We start from the raw sequence: 2,374 nt of genomic DNA, 5'->3' as shown, positions 1-2,374 counted from the left end.
ACGCAGCACTCGAGATAGGTGATCGAGGCGCGCCGCAGATAGGCAGCCGTCTCGCGTTCGGCCATCTGGTCGATATCCCTCGTGGGTCGCTTGGGTTGCATGAGGATGATCCTCCGTATCTGGTCCTCCCACCGAACCACAAGCTGGGGCGGATGTTCCGCGCGATCTCGGGAAAGATTCGGCGGCCGTCTCGCATCACGCCGGAAGGTTCTGTAGCCCGCCGGATGCCGGCCTCGCTCTTTTGGCAAAGCCTGTCATCTGATCGCCGATGCGACTGCCTTCGAGCGCCGCGAAATAATCGATCGTCAGCTTGAGCCCTTCATTGAGGGGCACCTTCGGCGTCCAGCCGAGCAGCGCTTTTGCACGCGAAATATCGGGCTGCCTGCGCCGAGGATCGTCTTGCGGCAGCGGCAGAAATCTCAAATCCGATTTGGTGCCGGTCATCGCCTTCACCAGTGCCGCCAGTCGCACGATGGTGAATTCTCCGGGATTGCCCAGATTGACCGGCTTGCCCGGATTGGGATCGATATCCATCAGTCGCCTCAATCCATCGATCTGATCGGAGACATAGCAGAAGGACCGCGTTTGCAAGCCGTCGCCGAAGATCGTCAGAGGACGTTTTTCTAACGCCTGCATGATCAGGTTTGAGACGATGCGGCCGTCCGCCGGATCCATTCTCGGACCGTAGGTGTTGAAGATGCGCGCGACGCGCACGTCGGCTTTGCCGGCTCTAAGATAGTCGAAGCAAAGCGTTTCGGCGGTGCGCTTGCCCTCGTCGTAGCAGGCGCGTGGGCCGGTGCAGTTCACATGGCCAACATAGTCCTCCCTCTGGGGATGTTGCTCCGGATCGCCATACACTTCGCTCGTCGAGGCCTGTAGCAGCCGCGCGCCATATCGGACAGCGAGTTCGAGCAGGTTGAGCGTGCCGATCACGCAGGTTCGCGTGGTGTGTATCGGGTCGGCCTGGTAACGCGGCGGCGAGGCAGCGCATGCCAGGTTGTAGATGCGATCCACGGGCTCGCCGAGATCCAATGGCCGGCAGATGTCCTGCTCGATCAATCGGAAACCCGGCTGATCCATGATCGAGATGATGTTTTCCATGCGCCCAGTCAGGAAATTGTCGGCGCAGATCACGCGCCAGCCGTCGCGGAGCAATGCTTCGCAAAGATGCGAACCGAGGAATCCCGCACCGCCGGCAACAAGCACTGCCTTTGCCCTTTGCGCGTTTCTTTTTTGTCGCATCGTCGTTTTCTCCTGTATGCCGGTCATGCTGCGCTTCCGATGTCGAAATTGAGGGCCGCCGCCCTTGGCTGTGTCAACGCCGTCACGAATTCGCGGGCTCTGGCCGCACCGGTGTGGGATGCGAGGACGCGTTCGCGGGCCCGGCGGGCCATGGCGAGGCGTGTGCGCTCGGACTCGCCGAAGAGGATTTCGATGACATCGTCCGTTTCCCCGGCGTTGTGGATCGCCGATGCGGGAAAGAAGCTGTCGAGCCCTGGCCAGCGATCGCTGATGATGGGCGTGCCGCAAGCAGCCGCTTCGAACAGGCGCACACTGGGTGACCATCCGGCAGCGATCATGGAACTGCGTGTGACGTTCAGCGTGTAACGCTGACGGCTGTAGAACGCGGCATGATCGGCCGGTGGCAAATGTTCGATGCGTTCGACATTGTCCGGCCAGGTCATGTCGGATGGGTATTGCGAGCCGGCTACGACGAAACGGCGGTCCGGCATACGCCGTGCTGGTTCGAGCAGCAGCGCGTTCAGCGTTGCCTGCCGGTCGGCACTGTAGGTGCCGAGATAGCCGAGATCCCAGCGGATCGGATCGCCGGTCCGGTGGTGCCGTTCCGGGTCGACCGAGCAGTAGAGCGGTTCGGCGCGGCGCGCGCCGAACTCCTCCACCAGACGGCCAAGCATCGGCCCGCCGGTGAACGAGAAGTAGACATCAAAATACGGAATCTGCCGCCAGCTCAGGTAATCGCAATCATCGGCTGAAAGCTGCGCCACGGTTACCGGCGTGTCGATGTCGTAGAAGCAGAAGCGCCCTTTGCAAAATGAAGCGACGATGTCGATGACCACGCGCCCTTCCGGCACGAAGGAGCCCATGACGACAATGTCGGCCTGCTCCAGGCACCGGGCGTAGTCGCGTTGCAACTCCGCAGTGGTTTCGTAGTAGCGCAAGGCGCAGAAATCCGGATCTCGCAGATCGCGGTGGTTGGCGTACCACGGCACGTCTCGCTCCAGAAAGGTCACGCGGTGGCCGAGTTCGTGCAGACCTTTCAGCAGGCCTCGAAACGTCGTGGCGTGGCCGTTTCCCCAGGACGAGGACAGCGACAGGCCGAGAAAGACGATGTCCAATTGCTTGGTCATTCCGC

The 2,374-nt window shown here is 61.6% G+C and carries 2 protein-coding genes; both read right to left on the bottom strand.

From position 1 onward, the window contains the following. Positions 1-195: 195 nt before the first annotated feature. Positions 196-1,242 (bottom strand): UDP-glucuronic acid decarboxylase family protein, encoded by a 1,047-nt coding sequence (locus EN750_RS29745; protein ID WP_127398875.1) that lies wholly within the window; start codon positions 1,240-1,242, stop codon positions 196-198. A 23-nt stretch (positions 1,243-1,265) separates the two neighbouring features. Further along, positions 1,266-2,369 carry a glycosyltransferase gene (locus EN750_RS29740; RefSeq protein ID WP_127398876.1) on the bottom strand — a complete coding sequence of 368 codons (1,104 nt, stop codon included), beginning with the start codon at positions 2,367-2,369 and terminating at the stop codon, positions 1,266-1,268. Positions 2,370-2,374 lie beyond the last annotated feature (5 nt).

Source organism: Mesorhizobium sp. M7A.F.Ca.ET.027.03.2.1 (assembly GCF_003999175.1).
In the GTDB taxonomy this organism is placed as follows: domain Bacteria; phylum Pseudomonadota; class Alphaproteobacteria; order Rhizobiales; family Rhizobiaceae; genus Mesorhizobium.
This window is presented reverse-complemented; position numbering and strand designations above follow the sequence as displayed.